Genomic DNA, 18,577 nt, shown 5'->3' on the forward strand with positions numbered 1-18,577 from the left:
GGTCGGCGGGGGACGGGGACGGGGACGAGGCGGACGGGACGGAAGGGGTGGGAGCCGCAGTACTGCGCGCCACGATCGCTCCAGACAGTCGAGGGTTTTGGTGTTGTCCACGGACCCCGGCGGTGACGCGGCGGAGCCCGCGGTGACGCAGCGTGCCCCTTGGGGGCCGCGGCCCGGATGCCTGGGGCGACCTGTCCGCTCATCCGGTACCGCTTATGCTCATCTGATCATGCGAGCCTAGAGGTTATCTGTCCAGACGCAACCGGTATGGCCGACACCACGCCGGGTGACGACGGCGGGACCGGCGGCCACCCGGCCAGGGCCCTCACGGACCTCTCACAGCGCCCGCACACCGGGCCCGATCAAGTCCGGCCAGATCGCTCCGCGGGCGGCCCTCGCGGCGGTCGGGGCATGGCCCCGGCACAGCCGCATGCACGAGAATGAGATTCATGGCCTCCGCACGTACAGACTCCGCGTCCCCGCCTCCCCCCGCGCCCTGTGCCGCCGCCAAGCCCGGACTGCGCGAGCGGAAGAAGATTCAGACCCGCCAGGCCATCCGGCGCGCGGCGTACCGGCTGTTCGAGGAGCAGGGGTACGACGCCACCCCCGTCGACCAGATCGCGGAGGCCGCCGAGGTCTCCCCCAGCACGGTCTTCCGCTACTTCCCCACGAAGGAGGACATCGTGCTCACCGACGAGCACGACCCCGTGGTCGAGGAGACCCTGCGCGAGCGCCCGGCCGGCGAGCCCCCGATCGCCGCCCTCCGCCAGGCGCTCTACAGTTCGCTCGCCCGGATCGTCGAGGCGGACGCCGCCGAGGCCCTGCAGCGGATGCGGCTGATCCGCGAGGTGCCCGCGCTGCGCGCCCGGATGAGCGAGCAGTCCGCGAACACCTGCCGCGTCCTCGCCCGCGCCCTCTCCGACCGCACCGGGCGGCCCGTGGACGACCTGGAGCTGCGCATCGTGACCGGAGCCATGCTCGGGGCGCTCACCGAGGCGATGTTCAGCTGGATCGACTCGGACAGCCCGGAGCAGGGCACCCTCACCGAGCTGGAGGCGCTGGTCACCCGGGCCCTGGACGTCCTGGACCGCGGCCTGACCCTCTGAGACCTGACCCTCTGAGACCGGCGCACCAGCGCATCGGGGCCGGGCGGGGGGCGGTGCGCACGTACCCGGCGCCCCGTGCCCGGCGCCGGGACACGCGCGCCGGGCGCGCTCACTCCGCGCGCAGCAGGCTCTCCAGCACCGTCGCATCCACCGTCGGCGCTTCGCACACGAAACCGCGGCAGACATAGGCGGCGGCCCGCCCGTCCAGCAGCCCGCGCCCCCGCAGCAGCGGCACGGCCGACTCCTCCGCCGGCTCCCCCCAGGCCACCACGGCGCCCGGCGCGGTGCACAGCAGCGCGGTCCGGTGCAGCTGGGCGCCCCCGGGAGTGCCGGGCCCGCCCAGCACGGCCACCTCCTTCGGGCCGTCCAGCAGCGCCTCCGCCACGGCCAGCCCCCACCCCGCGAACCGCGGGGCCCGGGTGGCCAGCTCGCGGACGATGCCCAGCGCGCGCTCGGCCGCCTCGCGGTGCCGGCGGCTCCCGGTGTAGGCGGCGTACGACAGCAGGGCGCCGGCGGCGGCGGCCCAGCCGGAGGGCACCGCGTTGTCCGTGGGGTCCTGCGGGCGGCGGATCAGCCGCTCCGCGTCGTCCGCCGTGTCGAACAGCGACCCGTCGTCCGCGGTGAAGCGGGCCAGCACCGTCTCCAGCAGCGCGCCGGCGCGCGACAGCCACTCCTGGACGCCGGTGACGGCGTAGAGGGCGAGATAGCCCTCCGCGGTGTCCGCGTAGTCCTCCAGCACGCCCGCGCTGCTCCCGGCGCTGCCGTCCCGGGAGGTGCGCACCAGGCGGCCGCCGTCGGTGTGCACGGTCGCGAGCAGCTCGGCGGCGGCTCTCGCGGCGGCGACCAGGTCGGGCCGGTCGAAGTAGGCGCCGGTCTCGGCGAGTGCCGCGACGGCGAGGCCGTTCCAGGCGGTGACCACCTTGTCGTCCCGGCCCGGCCGGGGCCGCCGCTCGCGGGCGGCGAGCAGCCGCTCCCGCACGGACGCGAGCCGGGCGGCGTCCAGCAGTTCGCCCTCCGTGTCGGGCAGCCGCAGCACGGAGGCGCCCGCCTCGAAGGTGCCCTCGTCGGTCACGCCGAGGCGCCGCGCCGCCAGCGCCCCGTCCTCCTCGCCCAGCACCTCGGCCAGCTGCGCCGGGGTCCACACATAGAAGGCGCCCTCGCGGTGCGTACCGGTGCCGTCGTCGCTGTCGGCGTCCAGCGCGGAGGCGAAGCCGCCCTGCGCGGTGCCCAGCTCCCGCACCATGAAGTCCGCGGTCTCCACGGCCACCCGGCGCGCCGCCTCGGAGCCGGTGGTCCGCCACAGGTGCGCGTAGACCCGGCAGAGCAGCGCGTTGTCGTAGAGCATCTTCTCGAAGTGCGGCACGGTCCACTCCGCGTCGACGCAGTAGCGCGCGAAGCCGCCGCCGAGCTGGTCGTACAGCCCGCCGCGGGCCATCGCCTCACAGGTCGCCTCCACCATCTGCAGCGCGCCCCGCGAGCCGGTGCGCGCATGGTGCCGCAGCAGGAACTCCAGCACCATGGACGGCGGGAACTTCGGCGCCCCGCCGAACCCGCCGCGCACCGCGTCGAACTCCCGGGTCAGCTCCAGCAGCGCCCCTCCCGCCTCCTCGGCCCCGGGCGCCCGCGGCATCCGGTCGGGACCGTAGCCGAGGGCGCGGCCCGACAGATCCCGGGCGATGCGCCCGGCCACGTCCGTGACCTCGTCGTGCCGCTCCGCCCACGCGGTCCGCACGCCGTCGAGCACCTGCCGGAACGAGGGCATCCCGGGCCGGGGGGCGGGCGGGAAGTAGGTGCCGAAGTAAAACGGTTCGGCACTCGGCGTCAGAAACACGGTCATCGGCCAGCCGCCCTGCCCCGTCGCGGCCTGTACGGCCTCCATATAGACCGCGTCGACGTCGGGACGCTCCTCGCGGTCCACCTTGACGGAGACGAAGTGCTCGTTGAGGAAGGCGGCGGTCTCCTCGTCCTCGAAGCTCTCGTGCGCCATCACATGGCACCAGTGGCACGCGGCGTAGCCGACCGACAGCAGCACGGGCACGTCGCGCCGCCGGGCCTCCTCGAACGCCTCCGGCGTCCAGGGCCACCAGTCGACCGGGTTGTCCGCGTGCTGGAGCAGATACGGCGACTGAGAGCGGGCCAGGCGGTTCATACCGGCATCGTCGCAGAGGCGGTCCGCCCCGCCCAAGCGCAGCCGGCCGCGCGTTGAGCTCGCGGCCCGGCCACGGCACTAGCGTTCCGGGCCGGCGGGCCGGGCCCCCGGTGCGGGGAGCCTGGAGGGGGAGAGGATGCGGCGGACCATCGACTCGAAGAACTCCAGGGGTTCACCGGGGTAGTCGGGGTCGAAGGAGTTCTGGTCGTAGTGGGCGCAGAAGTCCACGGTGGCCTGGTAGAAGGGGTGGTCGCGGGCGGCAGGTCGCCGTCGGTGGTCTTGAAGGCCAGCTTGAAGCGGGCGCTGTCGATCAGTGCGCCGAAGGTGCGGTATGCGGCGTAGAACGGTTCGACCTGCTCGAAGGGAACGTCGAGCGGCAGGGCGAGCTCAGCGCCCGGAAGTGCCCGGGGTGCTGCTGCCGGGGCGGTGTGGACCCATGCCCGCCCCTCAGCTGAGCCGCGTCCTTCGACGCGGTGGCGCGCCAGGCACCCGGAATCAGATCGAGCGTGATTCTCTTCTTCCAGAGCCACGACCCGACCACTCCGAATCAGAGCGGCGCGGACTACGGCCCCCTCTATCATGCGCATGCTGGGCTGCGAGTCGACTGAGCACGCGGCAGGTTCGGGCCCCGGCCGGCGTGCGCGACCCGGGCCCCGTGTCGGGACGCGCCACAGGATCGCGGCGCGCGTATGGTCCCCCGGCGCAATCCGTTTGCCGCGGGCTCGGCCGGTCGGATAGGAAGCGTGCATGCTCACAAGCGGCAAGATCGGGCTCAGGGCCCGGCATGCGGACGACATCCCGGTCCTGCGGGCCGAGCTCTACGACGACGTGGTCAACTCCGCGCGGGCCGAGGGCGGCCCATGGCGGCCGATCACGCCCGAGTCGAAGGACCCGCGGCTCGTGGTGGACGACCAGGAGCAGGGGCGCGTCCAGTTCTCCGTGGTGGAGCTGGAGGGCGGCACCCTGATCGGCACCGCGACGCTGTGGGACATCGACAGCCACAACCGGTGCGCGCACATCGGCCTGGGGCTGCTGCCGTCCACCCGCGGCAAGGGCTACGGCACCGACGTGGTCGCGGCGCTGTGCCACTACGGATTCGTCGTGCGCAGCCTGCAGCGGCTGCAGGCCGAGACGCTGTCGGACAACACCGCGATGCTGCGCTCGGCGGAGCGCAACGGCTTCGTCCGCGAGGGTGTGCTGCGCTCCTCGGCCTGGGTGCTGGGCGAGTTCCTGGACGAGGTGGTGCTCGGGCTCCTCGCCCACGAGTGGAAGCCGGCCGGATAGCGGACGGAGCTTGCCGGGTCGGGGCTGCCCCTTGCCGTTCCGTCGCAGTCTGCGGGTGCTCTGTGGCCGGTCGCGCAGTTCCCCGCGCCCCTGCCGGGGCACATCCGTGCGCCCCCGAGGGGCGCGCGGAACCGCACGCCAAGCCACGGAGCACCCGCAGACTGCGACGCGCAACAGGGGACAGCCCCGAGCCCCGACCCGGCACGACCCGCCGGACGGGGCGCCTAGTGCGGGGCCCGCTCCCCGCCCGTGGCCTCCCAGCCCGCGATGGCCAGCGCGCGGTAGGCCGCGTACGCCTGGCCTGGGTCGCCCTCGTCCACCCAGGGCAGCGCGCCCACATGGCCGTCGACCACGGACAGCGCCTCCATCGCCTCGGCGTACCGCTCGGCCCGCACCAGGAACCAGACCAGCATGTGCAGCACGTGCGGGCGCACCGGGTGGTCGTCCTCGACCTGGTCCACCGCGAACTCGGCGGCCTCGATGGCGTTGCCGATCTCCGCGCTCTGGTAGAGCCCGCGCACCAGGTTCACATCGGGCAGGTGGGTGTACGCGGCGAACAGCGGCAGCGAGGGCAGCAGGCTGCCCTCCGGGGCGTGCGCGGCGGCGGTCTGCGCGAAGGCGTCGGCCTGCTCCTTGGAGCCGCTGCCCTTCTCGGACCAGTACGGCAGCGCCGCCAGGTGGGCGCCCATGTGGTGCGGCGCGAGGCGGCGGACCGTGGACCACAGGGACTCGAAGTCCGCCTGCCGGTAGCCGAGATGGCGGGCGATCAGCAGCTCGGTGATGTGCGGCACCGGGTCCTCGGGAGCCAGCTTCGCGGCGTCGTGCGCGACGTTGCGGGCCTCCTCCAGGACGATCCGGAAGTCGCTGGAGGACGGGTCGCCCAGCGCCTGCCAGACCAGGAACTGCGCGTACACCTGCGCGCCGCCCACGTCGCCGGGGCGCTGGGCGCGCCAGTCGCGCAGCCAGCGGGCGTCCCGCCGCGCCACGGAGGGGCCGGGGGACTCCTTGCGGAACGACACCGCGCCGTCCTGCCCCGCGGCCTGCGGCGCGTCCTGCCCGGCGTCCGCGCCGGCCGCCGCCGCGCGGGACCGGGCCAGCTCCATCGCCGCGGCGCCCGCCAGCGACTGCACCCGCTGCCAGCGCAGCTCGTACTCGTCCCCGGTGAGTGCCAGCAGCCGCGCGACCGGCTCCCAGTCCTGGCCGCGCTGGGCCTCCTCCAGCGCCTCGACCAGCTCCCGGTCAGGGCCGGGAAGGCGCACATCCAGCTCGTCGGCGGGCACGAAGCCGTATCCGGCCGACGGGTCGGCGGGATACGGAACCGGCCCCGCGCCCCGGCCCACGGCCTCGCGCCGCAGGCGCCGGCGGCGCATCGCGGGAACGGCCACCACGCCCACGAGGGCAGCGAGGGCGATCAGCAGGAGCAGGGCTTCCATCGCGTCGGTCTCCACGGGCTCACGGCGTACGGGCGGGACGGGCGGCCCGGCGAGGACGCCCTGCCTCCACGGTACGGCCACCGCGCCCGGCATTACCCTCGCCTCATGACTGAGAGCTTCGAGACCCTCGCCATCCACGCGGGCCAGGAGGCCGACCCGGCGACGGGGGCCGTCGTCCCGCCCATCTACCAGGTGTCCACCTACAAGCAGGACGGCGTCGGGGGGCTGCGCGGCGGCTACGAGTACAGCCGCTCGGCCAACCCGACGCGCACGGCGCTGGAGGAGAACCTCGCGGCGCTGGAGGGCGGGCGGCGCGGCCTCGCCTTCGCCTCGGGGCTCGCGGCCGAGGACTGCCTGCTGCGGACGGCCCTGGTCCCCGGCGACCACGTGGTGATCCCGGATGACGCGTACGGCGGCACGTTCCGCCTCTTCGCGAAGGTCGCCGAGCGGTGGGGGGTGGAGTGGTCCGTCGCCGACACCTCCGACCCGGCCGCCGTGGGTGCCGCGCTGCGCGACCGCACCAAGCTGGTGTGGGTGGAGACGCCGTCCAACCCGCTGCTGGGCATCACGGACATCGCCGCCGTCGCCCGGATCGCACACGGCGCGGGCGCCCGGCTGGTCGTCGACAACACCTTCGCGAGCCCGTATCTGCAGCAGCCGCTGGCGCTGGGCGCGGACGTGGTCGTGCACTCGACCACGAAGTACATGGGCGGCCACTCGGACGTGGTCGGCGGCGCGCTGGTGGTCGGCGACCCGGAGCTGGGCGAGGAGCTCGCGTTCCACCAGAACTCCATGGGCGCCGTGGCGGGCCCGTTCGACGCGTGGCTGGTGCTGCGCGGCGTCAAGACGCTGGCCGTGCGGATGGACCGGCACTGCGCCAACGCGTCCCGCGTCGCACAGCTGCTGGAGGCCCACTCGCAGGTGACCGAGGTCTTCTACCCGGGCCTGGCCGGGCATCCGGGGCACGAGGTCGCCGCCAAGCAGATGCGGGCGTTCGGCGGGATGGTGTCGTTCCGGGTCGCGGGCGGCGAGGACGCGGCGGTCGCGGTCTGCGACCGTGCGCGGCTGTTCACGCTGGGTGAGTCGCTGGGCGGGGTGGAGTCGCTGATCGAGCATCCCGGGCGGATGACGCACGCGTCCGCGGCGGGCTCGGCGCTGGAGGTGCCGGACGACCTCGTCCGGCTGTCGGTGGGCATCGAGAGCCAGGAGGATCTGCTGGCGGACCTGACCCAGGCGCTCGGCTAGTCGCTCGCGCAGTTCTCCGCGCCCCTGGCGGGGAGAACTGCGCGACCAGCCACAGATCACCCGCGGACCGCGACGCGTCAGCGAGGGGCAGTCCCTCCCGGAGTCAGGTCACCAGGTCACCGGCTCACCGGCTCACCGGCTCACCAGCTCACCGGTGGGGTCGTCTCGGGGGGTGCCGTCGACCAGGGGTCGGCAACCAGCGCCCAGACCACCAGGGCCAGCACGACGAGCAGAAGCAGCAGCCAGCCGCACCGCCGAAGCACCCGGCGCCGCCGGTCCACGCGGGCGCCGAGCGCACGGGCGCGCTCACCGAGCTCGGGCGGCAGCGGCTGGACGCCGTCCAGCATCCGGCGCACCTCCCGCTCCTTGCGGTCCGGCAGCGGCACGGCGCTACGTCACCCCCTCGGCCACCACGGCGCCGGGCCTGGGCCCCGAGGCGGGCGGCGTGCTCAGCAGGGTGGCCATGGCCCGGGTGGCGAGCGTGCGGACGCGCTCCACGGGCAGTCCGAGCGTCGCGGCGGTCTGCTCCTCGGCGACGCCCTCGTACAGCCGCAGCACCAGCACCAGCCGCTCCTGCGGCGCCAGCCCGGCAAGCACCCCGCCGCGCGGGCGCCGGTGGCGCCAGGCGGCGCGCGCGAAGCGGGCGGCGAGCTGCTGCCGGGTGTACTCGTAGGGATCCCCGCCGCGCATCCGGTCCCACTCGGCGTAGGTGCGCGCCAGCGCGCCGACGAGCAGCCGCTGCGCCCCGGGCACCGCGCCCGGCCGCTCGCCGGGCCGTTCACCGGTGAGCAGCGTGGCGGCATGCAGCAGCCTCCCGCCGGCGCCCGCGACGAACGCGTCGAACTCCCGGGCGCGGCGGCGCTCGTCTCGTGCCCGCCGCTCTCGCACCGCCCGCCTTCCTGCCGACGGCCCGTTCAGTCAGCTGGTCGGCATGTCCAGGGGACGGCAGGCCCGCTGATCAAATCAAGAGGCGGGCGGCTGGTCCGGCGCTCCGGGGCTGATGCCGAGCAGCGCGGTGTTGAAGCGGGTGAGCAGCGCGCAGAACGTCTCCCGCTCCTCGTCCGTCCAGTCGTCCGTGACCACCTGCATCAGTTCGCGGCGCGAGGAGCGGACCTCCTCCAGCCGGGCCTGGCCGCGCGGCGAGAGCTGCAGCACGACGGCGCGGCCGTCCTCGGGGTGCGAGGTCCGCTTGACCAGGCCGGACTCGACGAGCGGCGCGACCTGCCGGGTCACGGTCGAGGAGTCGATCCCCATGCCGGCCGCGAGCGCCTTGACGCCCATCGGCCCCTCCTGGTCGAGCCTGTTGAGCAGCAGGTAGGCGGCCCGGTCCATGGAGTTGCGGGCCTGGCCGAGGCCGCCCAGCCGGGTCTGCTCGGCGCGCCGCGCGAACACGGCGAGCTGGTGCTGCATCGCGTCGAAGACGGCACTGCCGGCGAGGGGGGTCGGTTCCTCGGGCGGCGGGGCAGTGTCGTGGGTGTCGTCGGTGGGGTCTGTCGTCATGTCCGGGTGCGTGGGCATGGCTGGGTCGCTCGCTTCTTTGGTCTTCGGAAGGGTTACCAGCGTTCCAGTACGTGCGGGGTACGGGATGGTGCGCACAGAGTACGCGGAGTGAGCGCCGGGCGTACCGTCGCTGCACGAACCAGTGACCTGTGAGTGACGATACGCAGTCCGCCGAGAGCCGCCGCGACCAGTGCTGCGAGACTTGCGGTATGGGCACCAGCACCGCTTCCGGCCCCAGCGGGGTCACGTTGGACGACGTCCGGCTCGCGCACAAGGCCCTGGACGGGGTGGCCCGGGTGACCGCGCTGGAGGGCAGCCGTCACCTCTCGTCGCTGGTGGCGGCTCCGGTGCAGCTCAAGTGCGAGAACCTGCAGCGCACCGGCTCGTTCAAGCTGCGCGGCGCGTATGTGCGGATCGCCGGGCTGCCGGCCGGGGAGCGCGCGCGGGGCGTGGTGGCGGCGAGCGCGGGCAACCACGCGCAGGGCGTCGCGCTGGCGGCCTCGCTGCTGGGGGTGCGCTCGACGGTGTTCATGCCGGTGGGAGCGCCGCTGCCGAAGGTGGCGGCGACCCGGGACTACGGCGCCGAGGTGCGGCTGCACGGGCATGTGGTGGACGAGACGCTGCGGGCCGCGCAGGAGTACGCGTCCCGGACGGGCGCGGTGTTCATCCACCCGTTCGACCATCCCGATGTGGTGGCCGGGCAGGGCACGGTGGGGCTGGAGATCCTGGAGCAGTGCCCCGAGGTGCGCACGGTCGTCGTGGGGGTCGGCGGCGGCGGGCTGGTCGCGGGGATCGCGGTCGCCGTCAAGGCGCTGCGGCCGGATGTGCGGGTGGTGGGGGTGCAGGCGCAGGGCGCGGCGGCGTATCCGCCGTCGCTGGCGGCCGGGGCCCCGGTGGCGCTGGAGTCGGTGTCCACCATGGCGGACGGGATCAAGGTGGGGCGGCCCGGGGATGTGCCGTTCAAAATCGTTGGCGCTCTGGTGGACGAGGTCCGTACGGTGTCCGAAGACGCGCTCTCCAGCGCGCTGTTGCTCTGTCTGGAGCGCGCGAAGCTGGTGGTGGAGCCCGCGGGCGCGAGCCCGGTGGCCGCGCTGCTGGCGGAGCCCGGGGGGTTCGAGGGGCCGGTGGTCGCGGTGCTCTCGGGCGGCAATGTGGATCCGCTGGTGCTGCAGCGGACGCTGCGGCACGGCATGGCGGCCGCGGGCCGCTATCTGTCGCTGCGGCTGCGCGTCACGGACCGGCCGGGTGCCCTGGCGTCGCTCCTGCGGGAGTTGTCAGTGGTGGACGCTAACGTCCTCGACATCAGCCATGTCCGGACGGATCCCCGGCTCGGGCTCGACGAAGCGGAGGTGGAGCTGCATCTGGAGACCAAGGGGCCGGAGCACTGCGTGGACGTCGCGTCGTCGCTGCGTGCCGCGGGGTACACGGTGATGAGCTGACCGGTGTCCGGCTGCCGGGACCGCGCCCGCCGGCGGGACGCGAGCTATCGCGACTGACTTGACGCGATACATCGCGTCATTCCATACTGCTGCGGCGCTGTGGCGCACCCCTCCACATCATCCGTACATGCCGGTTTTATCCGGCGGATCTAGCATTTTCTCAAGCTCATCCCACACTCCTGGGAGTCCAGCAATGCCAGGTGCAATCTATGCCGAGGGTCTGGTGAAGAACTTCGGCGATGTGAGGGCTCTGGACGGTGTCGATCTCGATGTGCCGGAGAGCACGGTTCTCGGCCTGCTCGGGCCGAACGGCGCCGGAAAGACCACCACCGTACGGGTCCTCACCACCCTGCTCAGCCCCGACAGCGGCAGCGCGCAGGTCGCCGGGATCGACGTCCTGAAGCACCCCAACACGGTGCGCCGCTCGATCGGCCTGTCCGGCCAGTTCGCCGCCGTGGACGAGTATCTGACCGGCCGTGAGAACCTCCAGATGGTCGGCCAGCTCTACCAGATGTCCGCCCGGGACGCGAAGCGGCGGGCCGCCGAGCTCCTGGAGCGCTTCAACCTCGCCGACGCCGCGGACCGCACCGCCAAGACGTACTCCGGCGGTATGCGCCGCCGGCTCGACCTCGCCGCCGCGCTGGTGGTCAGCCCGCCCGTGATGTTCATGGACGAGCCGACCACGGGGCTCGACCCGCGCAACCGGCAGTCCCTGTGGGAGGTCATCGAGGAACTGGTCGCCGGCGGCACCACCCTGCTGCTGACCACCCAGTATCTGGAGGAGGCCGACCGCCTCGCCCACGACATCGCGGTCGTCGACCACGGCAAGGTGATCGCACGCGGCACCTCCGACCAGCTCAAGGCCCAGACGGGCGGCGAGCGCATCGAGGTCGTCGTCCACGAGCGCGACCGGATATCCACCGCGCGCGGGATCCTGGAGCGGCACGCCCTGCCGGGCCCGGCCCAGGACGGCTGCACCGTCGAGGAGCACACCCGCAAGCTGACCGTCCCGGTCGCCGGCGGCGCCAAGCTGCTGGCCGAGGTGATCCGCGAGCTGGACGGCGAGGGCATCGAGATCGACGACATCGGGCTGCGCCGGCCCACCCTCGACGACGTGTTCATCTCCCTGACGGGGCACGCCGCCGAGGACGAGACCGCGGACGACGAGCGAGAGGAGGCCGCGAAGTGACCGCCACCACCGAGACCGTGTCCACGGCGACGGCGCCCCGGGGCCGGGGCGGAGCGGCCCAGTCCGTCACCGACTCGCTGGTCATGGCCAAGCGCAACCTCATCCGGATGGCGCGGATCCCGGAGGTCGTGATCTTCGGGCTGATCCAGCCCATCATGTTCGTGGTGCTGTTCAGCTATGTCTTCGGCGGCTCGATCACCATCCCCGGCGCCGGCACCAGCGCCAGCTCCTACCGCGAGTTCCTGATGGCGGGCATCTTCGCGCAGACCGTCACCTTCGCCACGGCGGGCGCCGGCGCGGGCATCGCCGAGGACATGCACAAGGGCCTCATCGACCGCTTCCGCTCGCTGCCGATGACCCGCGGTGCCGTCCTCACCGGCCGCACCCTGGCCGACCTGGTGCAGACGGCGCTGACGCTGGTCGTCCTCGCCGTCGTCGCACTGCTCGTCGGCTGGCGGGCGCACGACGGGATCCCCAAGGCGCTCGCGGGCTTCGGCCTGCTGCTCCTGCTCGGCTACGCCTTCACCTGGATCGGCGCCCTCATCGGACTGTCGGTGCGCACCCCGGAGGCGGCCACCTCCGGCGGGCTGATCTGGCTGTTCCCGCTGACGTTCATCTCGGTCGCCTTCGTGCCCTCGCAGAACATGCCGTCGTTCCTGCAGCACATCGCCGAGTGGAACCCGTTCAGCGCCACCGTCGTGGCCTGCCGCGACCTGTTCGGGAACCTCCCGCCGGGCTATCCGGTGCCCGACGCGTGGCCCATGGAGCACCCGGTGCTCGCCTCGCTGCTCTGGTCGGTGCTGATCATCGCCGTCTTCCGCGCCCTGGCCGTACGCAAGTACCGCTCGGCGACGGCCTGACGCCCGGGGAACACCGCCCGGAGGCGCACCATCCGGAGGCGCACCATCCGGGGGCGCACCGCGCACACGACGGCGGCCGGCCCCCGGGCGGGGGCCGGCCGCATGGTGCGCAGCGGGGCGTCGCGGGGGTACGTCAGCCCTGGTACGGCTTGGCGGCGAGGACCTTCACCGAGGCCATCTTGCCGTTGGGCAGCTCGTACTCGGCGTCCATGCCGACCTTCTTCCCGTTCACCCCGGCGCCCAGCGGCGACTGCGGAGAGTACGTCTCCACGTCCGAGCTGGCGTACTCGCGGGAGGCCAGCAGGAAGGTGATGGTGTCGTCCTCGTCCCCGTCGAAGGCGATGGTCACGACCATGCCCGGCTCCACCACACCGTCGTCCGCCGGGGCCTCTCCGACCTTGGCGTTCTCCAGCAGCTGCTGCAGCTGCCTGATCCGCAGCTCCTGCTTGCCCTGCTCCTCCTTGGCCGCGTGGTACCCGCCGTTCTCGCGGAGGTCTCCCTCCTCGCGAGCGGCCTCGATCTTCTTGGAGATCTCGGTGCGGGCAGGACCCGACAGGTACTCCAGCTCGGCCTTGAGCTGGTTGTACGCCTCCTGGGTCAGCCAGGTGACGTTGTCGCTGGTCTGGGTCACAGGTGCTCCTCGTCGGTACTGGGGATATAAAGCAACGCCCTACCAGGAAGGCTGCGCCTTCTCAGGTGGGCGAAACCACGAGCTTAACAATTCCGGCGGAAAAGGGAAGAAGGACAGGACCTCGCGGCCGCCCCGCCGGCGGGCCCGTGCACCGGGCCCCACCAGCCTCTTTTACCCGCCTCGCGGCTACTGACCCTTCTCGCAGCCCACCAGCTCGGCGCCGGTGGCGCGGCCCGTCGTCCGCATCCCGACCACCTTGTCGACGCGACCGGGTCCGCTCTCCACCGTAACCGCCTTGCGCCCGACCTCGGCGCCGTCCTCGGAGCGGGCCCGCAGGGTGCACACACCCGTCACGCCGGCGTCCTTGCGGACCTCCAGGTGCACCTCGACCTCGCGGTCCGAGACCACCTTGTACTTGATCAACTCGCCGCTGACGTCCTTGCCCGTGATGTAGCTGACACCGAACCACGCGACCACCCCGAGCAGCGCCGCGCCCAGCACCGCGCCCACGAGCTTCAGCCGCCGGTCGGTGCGCGCGTCGCCGCCCGCGCCGTACCCCCCGGAGCGCCGCCCGTAGCGCCCGGCCGGAACGCCCTGGTGCTCCTCACCCATGGTCGGTTCCTCTCGCAGCCTCGTACGGGTTCCACGCGGGCACCCGGGATGCGGGGGAACGGGGAATACATCGAGGTGCCGATTCGGTCACTATAGAAGCCGCCCGCGAAGCCCCCGGTACCGGGCCGAGGCGGGGCCACTTTGACCTTATGAGGATGAGTCTTGAGACAACTGCCTGAACTGCGACTGATGGCCGTGCACGCGCACCCCGACGACGAGTCCAGCAAGGGCGCGGCGACCATGGCGAAGTATGTCGACGAGGGGGTGGACGTGCTGGTCGCGACGTGTACGGGTGGCGAGCGCGGATCCATCCTCAACCCCAAGCTCCAGGGGGACACCTATGTCGAGGAGCACATTCACGAGGTCCGCAAGAAAGAGATGGACGAGGCCCGGGAGATCCTGGGCGTCAAGCAGTCCTGGCTGGGCTTCGTGGACTCCGGGCTGCCCGAGGGCGACCCGCTGCCGCCGCTCCCGGAGGGCTGCTTCGCGCTGCAGGACGTGGACGAGGCGGCCGGCGAGCTGGTGAAGCTGATCCGCTCCTTCCGCCCGCAGGTGATCACGACCTACGACGAGAACGGCGGCTATCCGCACCCCGACCACATCATGACCCACAAGATCTCGATGGTGGCCTTCGAGCACGCCGCCGACACCGAGAAGTACCCGGAGGAGGAGTTCGGCCCGGCCTGGGAGCCGCAGAAGCTCTACTACAACCAGGGCTTCAACCGGGCCCGCACCGAGGCCCTGCACCAGGGGATGCTCGACCGCGGCCTGGACTCGCCGTACACGGAGTGGCTGGAGCGCTGGGAGAAGATGGGCATGCCCGAGCGCTCCCTGACCACCCACGTGCCCTGCGGCGAGTACTTCGAGATCCGCGACAAGGCACTGATCGCCCACGCCACCCAGATCGACCCGGACGGCGGCTGGTTCCGGGTGCCGATGGACCTCCAGCGGGAGGTCTGGCCGACGGAGGAGTACGAGCTGGCGAAGTCCCGCGTGGCCACCTCCCTCCCCGAGGGCGACCTCTTCGCCGGCATCCGCGACAATTGACCGTATGAGCGCGACGCAGACCACACACTCGGTGGCAGTCCAGATCCTTCCGCTGGCGAAGGATCTGGACGAGAACAAGGTCACACCCGGCGTCCTCGGCTTCCTGGTCTTCGCGGCGATCGGCGTGGCCGTCTGGTTCCTGCTGAAGTCGATGACCAAGCACATGAAGCGCGTCGACTTCGAGGAGCAGCCGAAGGACCAGCCGACGCCGCCCCAGCAGCCCAAGCCCACCACTTAGCAGTACCCCAGGGAGCACCCATGCTGTTCGGCAGAGCGAAGAACCACCTCCCCGCCCCCGAGGAGGCCCTCAAGGGCCGCCCGGAGCCCTCGTACGCGGTCCCCGAGCGCCACACGGTCCTCGGCACCCCGCTCGCGGGCCCCTGTCCGGAGGGACTGGAGACCGCCGACTTCGGCATGGGCTGCTTCTGGGGCGCCGAGCGCGTGTTCTGGCAGACGGAGGGCGTCTGGACGACCCTCGTCGGCTACCAGGGCGGCAGCACCCCGCACCCCACCTACGAGGAGGTCTGCTCGGGCCTCACCGGCCACACGGAGGCCGTCCGCGTGGTCTACGACCCGGCGAAGGTCTCCTACGCCGCCCTCCTCAAGCGCTTCTGGGAGAACCACGACCCCACCCAGGGCTTCCGCCAGGGCAACGACACCGGCACCCAGTACCGCTCCGCGCTCTACACCCACACCGACGCGCAGGCCGCCGAGGCGGAGTCCTCCCGCGCCGCCTACCAGCAGGTCCTCACGGCCGCCGGCCACGGCACGATCACCACGGAACTCCTCCCGGCCGAGGGCCGCCCCTTCTACCCCGCCGAGGCGTACCACCAGCAGTACCTCGACAAGAACCCCGCCGGCTACTGCGGCATCGGCGGCACGGGCGTCGCCTGCCCGGTGGGGGTCGCGGCAGCCGGTGACTGACCCGGGGCGCCTCCCGGTGCGGGCTGCACGGATCAGCCAGGCTGGTCTCCGGCGTAGCGGTAGATCCCGCCGCTGCTGTTGACGTGCCAGACGGTGCCGTCCGCGGCGGCCCCGATGTCGACCGCCTCTCCGGGGATCTGCACCCAGGGGCTGGGGTCTCCGGCGTCGTTGCCGGAGAACTTGTAGATGTTCCCGTTGGCGCTGACCCCCCACACATTGGTCCGCGACCCGACCGCAATGCGGTTGAGCGCACCCGAGATCTGAACCCAGCGCGACGAACCCTGGATGTTCTGGTCCCCGGCGTAGCGGTAGATGTTCCCGCTGCTGTTGACCCCCCACACCGTCCCATCAGCACCCGCACCGATATCCGCCAGACCACCGGGAATCTGCACCCACGGACTGGGATCGCCCGCGTCGTTCCCGGAGAACTTGTAGACGTTGCCGCTGGAGTTGACTCCCCACACATTGGTCCGCGACCCGACCGCGATGGCCGCGAGACCGCCAGAGATCTTGACCCACTCGGGCATCGGGCACCTGCCTTTCCTCGGAGGTCCTGTGCCCTGGACCCTTCCCGGGAAGGACAGGCGCCCGAACGGCACAATATGCGGACTACCTACTCACATAGGCGGAAAAAAGATGTTTGAAGCGCTGTCGCCGCCACGTTGCGGCCATGGGCCGACGGCCGCCCGAGCCTTCGTGGCCGAACTTCGCCGTAACGCATAAGAGTGATGGACGTTGCGCGTGATTGACGTCCGCCCCGGGGGGGCGGACGCCGTCCCGCTCCGTCCCGCTACGTCGCGAGTGTCGGCTGGTCCGCGGCCCACAGCCACGTCCCGTCCGGCTGGCGCCGGGCGATCTCGACGATCACGTCGCCGTCGGTCAGCGTGGTCGCCGTCAGCGCCAGGTCGCCGGTCACCAGCGCCGGGTGCTGGCTGCCCGGCGAGAGCACCGGCGCGGCCGCGACGAACTGCTCGTACACCGCGCGGATCTCCGCGTGGCCCCGCGCGAGGTTGCCCGGCGGGAACGCCAGCACGGCGTCCGGCTCGTAGAGGGCCACCAGTCCGTCGACGTCGCCCGCGTTGGCGCGCTCGATGAAGTATCTGCCCAGGTCGTTCGGCTCAGTGGCCGTCTTCTTGTCGGTCATGCGGAGCAGCCTCGCAACGTATACACGACACTGTGTGTCACGTATCTCGGTAGAGTTCCCGTATGCGCGCCGACCGGTTGGTATCGCTGGTACTGCTGCTGCGGCAGCACGGCCGGCTCTCCGCGACCGCGCTGGCCCGTGAGCTGGAGGTGTCCACCCGCACCGTGCTGCGGGACATCGAGGCGCTGTCCGCGGCCGGCGTCCCGGTCTACGCCGAGCGCGGCCGGCACGGCGGCTTCGCGCTGCTGCCCGGGTTCCACACCGAGCTCACCGGACTGAACCACGACGAGGCGCTCGCCCTGCTGGTCGCCGGATCGCGGCGCGGCGCGCAGGCGTTCGGGCTCGGCGCTGCGCTCGCCTCGGCCATGCGCAAGGTGGTGGACGCGCTGCCCGAGAGCCATCGGGCCACCGCGGCCGGCGCGGCCCAGCGGCTGCTCGTCGATCCGGAGACCGACCTCCTCGCACGCCGGCCGGCTGCCGAGGAGGTGCCCGACGCCGTCGTGGCCGAGGTGCGGCGCGCGGTGTTCGCCGGACACAGGCTGCGCCTGCGCTACGCGCCGGCGGACCGGGACCCGACGTGGCGCACGGTCGACCCGGTCGGCCTGGTCACCGTGCGCGGCCAGGGCTACTTGCTGGCCACGCGGTCCGGCGCGGACCGCACCTACCGGCTGTCGCGGATCCTGGCCGCCGAGGAGCTCGACGAGCCGGCGCAGCGGCCGGACCGGGTCGACCTGGCCCGGATCTGGCAGGAACGCAGCGCACGGTTTCGGACCGGCGGCGACCAGGTCGCCGTACGGGTGCGGATGGACCCGGCGCGGCGTGCGGACCTGGTGGGCACCGCGCTGGCCGTCCTCGCCGAGGAGGCCGGCGCGGACGACGGCCTGCTGCGGCTGGAGGTGACCTTCCAGGACCGGCGGCACGCCGAGTGGGCGCTGTGGCGCCTCGGCACGGACGCGGAGGCCCTGGCCCCGCAGTGGCTGCGTGACTCCCTGCGCGCCCGCGCCACCGCGATCGCCACCCGCTACGGGGCGTAGGGCGCTGCTGACCGTCGAAGAGTTCGCGCAGGTGCCCGGAAGGGTGCCCCGCCGTCCGTCCACAGCGCGGCGGCACCCCGCCTCGGGCCCGGACGCGGGGCGAGCGCTAAGCGTTCCCCGGCGGGCTGTCGGAGCGGGGCAGCGCGCCCCAGTGCCACAGGGCTTCCAGGACGGGCCCCAGCTCCCGGCCGCGCGCGGTCAGTTCGTAGCGCACCGTGGAGGGCCAGCCCGCCGTGCGCTCGCGGTGCACCACCCCTGCCCGGCCGAGGTGCCGCAGCCGGTCGGTGAGCACCTTGCCGGAGAGCGCGGGCAGCGCCCCGGACAGTTCGCTGAACGTCCGCGGGCCGCGCAGCAGCTCCCGGACGACGAGCGTGGTCCACCGGCCGCGCAGCGCGTCCAGCGCGATCTCCACCGGGCAGGACGGCGAGGGGGCCGCCACCTCCGCGCGGGGGTCGTCGGGCAGCCCGGGGGCTGCGCCCGGCCGCGGGCGCCGGGCATCGCAGCTGACCATTGGGTGAGTCACGCGGGCGGCTCCTATCGTCGGCTCTCGTCACTGACGGTTTCCCCCGAGCGTAAGGACGCGGTGCGGCCATGCACAGACACGCACAGGAGGCGGCGGACGTCCCCTTCGTCTTCGCGGAGCGGTTCAACAGCGGCGACCCCTCGGCGGTCGCGGAGATGTACGAGGCCGACGCCGTGTTCGTCGCCCCGTCGGGGCAGGTGGCGCGCTCCCGGGCCGAGATCGCCCGGGAGAACGCCGGCTTCCTCGCCCTCGGCCTGCCGATCACCGTACGGCCGCGCCAGGTCCACACCGCCGGGGACGTCGCGCTGCTGGTGGTGGACTGGGAGATCGACGGCACCGGGCCCGGCGGCCGGCCCGTGCGCCGCACCGGGACGGCGACGGACGTGGCGCGGCGCGGCGCGGACGGCCGCTGGCGGTACGTCATCGACAGCCCGGACGGGGCAAGGGGGGCAGGCGG

22 protein-coding genes are annotated in these 18,577 nt (G+C 72.9%); 11 read left to right on the top strand and 11 right to left on the bottom strand.

Annotated elements, in window-relative coordinates:
- The first annotated feature begins 449 nt into the window (after positions 1 to 449).
- The gene (locus tag G5C65_RS12130) at positions 450 to 1,106 is read left to right on the top strand and encodes a TetR/AcrR family transcriptional regulator (protein ID WP_241265735.1); all 657 of its coding nucleotides are present in this window, start codon (positions 450 to 452) and stop codon (positions 1,104 to 1,106) included.
- 109 nt (positions 1,107 to 1,215) lie between these two features.
- Here the strand turns inward: G5C65_RS12130 and G5C65_RS12135 are convergent, their stop codons facing one another.
- Together G5C65_RS12135 and G5C65_RS12140 are read right to left on the bottom strand one after the other, a co-directional pair.
- Positions 1,216 to 3,255 (bottom strand): thioredoxin domain-containing protein, encoded by a 2,040-nt coding sequence (locus G5C65_RS12135; RefSeq protein ID WP_165298786.1) that lies wholly within the window; start codon positions 3,253 to 3,255, stop codon positions 1,216 to 1,218.
- A 78-nt stretch (positions 3,256 to 3,333) separates the two neighbouring features.
- Complete coding sequence (locus G5C65_RS12140; RefSeq protein ID WP_206441692.1) at positions 3,334 to 3,483, bottom strand: hypothetical protein; 150 nt, start codon at positions 3,481 to 3,483, stop codon at positions 3,334 to 3,336.
- Between the two features lie 519 nt (positions 3,484 to 4,002).
- Here G5C65_RS12140 and G5C65_RS12145 point away from each other — a divergent pair.
- Positions 4,003 to 4,539: a GNAT family N-acetyltransferase gene (locus G5C65_RS12145; RefSeq protein WP_165298787.1), complete on the top strand. Its 537-nt coding sequence runs from the start codon at positions 4,003 to 4,005 to the stop codon at positions 4,537 to 4,539.
- Positions 4,540 to 4,763: 224 nt separating this feature from the next.
- Here the strand turns inward: G5C65_RS12145 and G5C65_RS12150 are convergent, their stop codons facing one another.
- Complete coding sequence (locus G5C65_RS12150) at positions 4,764 to 5,972, bottom strand: hypothetical protein (RefSeq protein ID WP_165298802.1); 1,209 nt, start codon at positions 5,970 to 5,972, stop codon at positions 4,764 to 4,766.
- Between the two features lie 105 nt (positions 5,973 to 6,077).
- Here G5C65_RS12150 and G5C65_RS12155 point away from each other — a divergent pair, with 105 nt between their 5' ends.
- Positions 6,078 to 7,217 carry a cystathionine gamma-synthase gene (locus G5C65_RS12155; RefSeq protein ID WP_165298788.1) on the top strand — a complete coding sequence of 380 codons (1,140 nt, stop codon included), beginning with the start codon at positions 6,078 to 6,080 and terminating at the stop codon, positions 7,215 to 7,217.
- Between the two features lie 140 nt (positions 7,218 to 7,357).
- Here the strand turns inward: G5C65_RS12155 and G5C65_RS12160 are convergent, their stop codons facing one another.
- From G5C65_RS12160 to G5C65_RS12170, 3 genes are all read right to left on the bottom strand, one after another.
- Positions 7,358 to 7,603, bottom strand: a complete 246-nt coding sequence (locus G5C65_RS12160) for a hypothetical protein (protein ID WP_165298789.1) — start codon at positions 7,601 to 7,603, stop codon at positions 7,358 to 7,360.
- A 4-nt stretch (positions 7,604 to 7,607) separates the two neighbouring features.
- Complete coding sequence (locus tag G5C65_RS12165; RefSeq protein WP_165298790.1) at positions 7,608 to 8,105, bottom strand: sigma factor-like helix-turn-helix DNA-binding protein; 498 nt, start codon at positions 8,103 to 8,105, stop codon at positions 7,608 to 7,610.
- 75 nt (positions 8,106 to 8,180) lie between these two features.
- A complete protein-coding gene (locus tag G5C65_RS12170; protein ID WP_165298791.1) occupies positions 8,181 to 8,735 on the bottom strand; it encodes a MarR family winged helix-turn-helix transcriptional regulator in 555 nt (184 codons plus the stop codon).
- Between the two features lie 191 nt (positions 8,736 to 8,926).
- Here G5C65_RS12170 and ilvA point away from each other — a divergent pair, with 191 nt between their 5' ends.
- From ilvA to G5C65_RS12185, 3 genes are all read left to right on the top strand, one after another.
- On the top strand, positions 8,927 to 10,156 hold the full coding sequence (gene ilvA, locus G5C65_RS12175) for a threonine ammonia-lyase (protein WP_165298792.1): 1,230 nt from the start codon (positions 8,927 to 8,929) through the stop codon (positions 10,154 to 10,156).
- Between the two features lie 193 nt (positions 10,157 to 10,349).
- Positions 10,350 to 11,345, top strand: coding sequence for an ATP-binding cassette domain-containing protein (locus tag G5C65_RS12180; RefSeq protein WP_165298793.1), 996 nt, complete (start codon positions 10,350 to 10,352; stop codon positions 11,343 to 11,345).
- Complete coding sequence (locus G5C65_RS12185) at positions 11,342 to 12,205, top strand: ABC transporter permease (protein ID WP_165298794.1); 864 nt, start codon at positions 11,342 to 11,344, stop codon at positions 12,203 to 12,205. The genes G5C65_RS12180 and G5C65_RS12185 overlap by 4 nt, the downstream gene beginning before the upstream one ends.
- A 133-nt stretch (positions 12,206 to 12,338) precedes the next feature.
- On the opposite strand, the gene greA is transcribed toward G5C65_RS12185, so the two are convergent.
- Both greA and G5C65_RS12195 read right to left on the bottom strand, forming a co-directional pair.
- Positions 12,339 to 12,836 carry a transcription elongation factor GreA gene (gene greA / locus G5C65_RS12190; protein WP_165298795.1) on the bottom strand — a complete coding sequence of 166 codons (498 nt, stop codon included), beginning with the start codon at positions 12,834 to 12,836 and terminating at the stop codon, positions 12,339 to 12,341.
- Between the two features lie 186 nt (positions 12,837 to 13,022).
- On the bottom strand, positions 13,023 to 13,448 hold the full coding sequence (locus G5C65_RS12195; RefSeq protein WP_165298796.1) for a DUF4307 domain-containing protein: 426 nt from the start codon (positions 13,446 to 13,448) through the stop codon (positions 13,023 to 13,025).
- A 189-nt stretch (positions 13,449 to 13,637) separates the two neighbouring features.
- On the opposite strand from G5C65_RS12195, the gene mca reads away from it, so the two are divergent.
- The 3 genes from mca to msrA are packed head-to-tail and all read left to right on the top strand — an operon-like array spanning position 13,638 to position 15,419.
- Positions 13,638 to 14,495, top strand: coding sequence for a mycothiol conjugate amidase Mca (gene mca / locus G5C65_RS12200; RefSeq protein ID WP_165298803.1), 858 nt, complete (start codon positions 13,638 to 13,640; stop codon positions 14,493 to 14,495).
- Positions 14,496 to 14,499: 4 nt separating this feature from the next.
- Complete coding sequence (locus G5C65_RS12205; protein WP_165298797.1) at positions 14,500 to 14,733, top strand: hypothetical protein; 234 nt, start codon at positions 14,500 to 14,502, stop codon at positions 14,731 to 14,733.
- A gap of 20 nt (positions 14,734 to 14,753) precedes the next feature.
- Positions 14,754 to 15,419, top strand: a complete 666-nt coding sequence (gene msrA, locus G5C65_RS12210) for a peptide-methionine (S)-S-oxide reductase MsrA (protein WP_165298798.1) — start codon at positions 14,754 to 14,756, stop codon at positions 15,417 to 15,419.
- Between the two features lie 32 nt (positions 15,420 to 15,451).
- On the opposite strand, the gene G5C65_RS12215 is transcribed toward msrA, so the two are convergent.
- Both G5C65_RS12215 and G5C65_RS12220 read right to left on the bottom strand, forming a co-directional pair.
- Positions 15,452 to 15,946 carry a tectonin domain-containing protein gene (locus tag G5C65_RS12215; protein ID WP_241265736.1) on the bottom strand — a complete coding sequence of 165 codons (495 nt, stop codon included), beginning with the start codon at positions 15,944 to 15,946 and terminating at the stop codon, positions 15,452 to 15,454.
- A 263-nt stretch (positions 15,947 to 16,209) separates the two neighbouring features.
- Positions 16,210 to 16,563: a YybH family protein gene (locus tag G5C65_RS12220; RefSeq protein ID WP_165298799.1), complete on the bottom strand. Its 354-nt coding sequence runs from the start codon at positions 16,561 to 16,563 to the stop codon at positions 16,210 to 16,212.
- 62 nt (positions 16,564 to 16,625) lie between these two features.
- On the opposite strand from G5C65_RS12220, the gene G5C65_RS12225 reads away from it, so the two are divergent.
- Positions 16,626 to 17,597, top strand: coding sequence for a helix-turn-helix transcriptional regulator (locus G5C65_RS12225; RefSeq protein ID WP_165298800.1), 972 nt, complete (start codon positions 16,626 to 16,628; stop codon positions 17,595 to 17,597).
- Between the two features lie 106 nt (positions 17,598 to 17,703).
- Here G5C65_RS12225 and G5C65_RS12230 read toward each other — a convergent pair whose 3' ends face one another.
- Positions 17,704 to 18,120 (bottom strand): winged helix-turn-helix transcriptional regulator, encoded by a 417-nt coding sequence (locus G5C65_RS12230; protein WP_338146344.1) that lies wholly within the window; start codon positions 18,118 to 18,120, stop codon positions 17,704 to 17,706.
- 68 nt (positions 18,121 to 18,188) lie between these two features.
- Here G5C65_RS12230 and G5C65_RS12235 point away from each other — a divergent pair.
- Positions 18,189 to 18,577 (top strand): YybH family protein (locus G5C65_RS12235; protein WP_165298801.1); only part of this gene is annotated, 389 nt, incomplete at its 3' end.

The sequence above is a fragment of the Streptomyces boncukensis genome, from assembly GCF_011045075.1.
Taxonomy (GTDB): Bacteria; Actinomycetota; Actinomycetes; order Streptomycetales; family Streptomycetaceae; genus Streptomyces; species Streptomyces boncukensis.